Genomic DNA, 547 nt, shown 5'->3' with positions numbered 1-547 from the left:
CGCCCGTCCGGCGCCACCGCCCTCGACGGCATCCACCACCACCCGCTGGGCAACGCCCTGCGCGCGGTGAAGGTGTTCCTGGAGGCGGCGTTCAGCGTCGTCATCCTCGGCGAGTACGGCGAGGAGGCGGGCATACGCCGTAAGTAGCGGCATAGGGTCGCGTCCGTGCGTAAACGGACGGTGACGCCCTCCCTGCCTGCCCTGCTCCTCCTCGCCCTCTCCCTCGCCTCGTTCGTCACGCTGTGCGCCCTGCGCGGCGCACCCATGGCCGATCTCCTCGTCTACCGGGCCGAGGGCGCGGCCGTGGCCCACGGCACCGACCTGTACGGCTTCACCGTCACCGAGTGGCGGCTCCCGGCGACCTACCCGCCCTTCGCCGCCGTCCTGTTCGTCCCCACCATCTGGCTCCCGGTCCCAGCCCTGAAAGCGGTCTTCCTCGCGGGCAACGTGCTCCTGCTCGCCGCCCTGGTCGCCCTCTCCGCCCGTCCAGCAGCCCGCCGGCGGCTACGTGCCCGGCATGTTCGGCTGACGGAGGCGTGAGCCTCAC

At 72.4% G+C, this 547-nt stretch carries 1 pseudogene; it reads left to right on the top strand.

Annotated features, from left to right (window positions below):
* Positions 1 to 180: 180 nt before the first annotated feature.
* Positions 181 to 498 (top strand): annotated as a pseudogene (locus CCN44_RS42975) (glycosyltransferase 87 family protein); the annotation flags it as partial.
* Positions 499 to 547: the final 49 nt, after the last annotated feature.

The sequence above is a fragment of the Streptomyces tricolor genome (genome assembly GCF_002155905.1).
GTDB classification, from domain to species: Bacteria; Actinomycetota; Actinomycetes; order Streptomycetales; family Streptomycetaceae; genus Streptomyces; species Streptomyces tricolor.
This window is presented reverse-complemented; position numbering and strand designations above follow the sequence as displayed.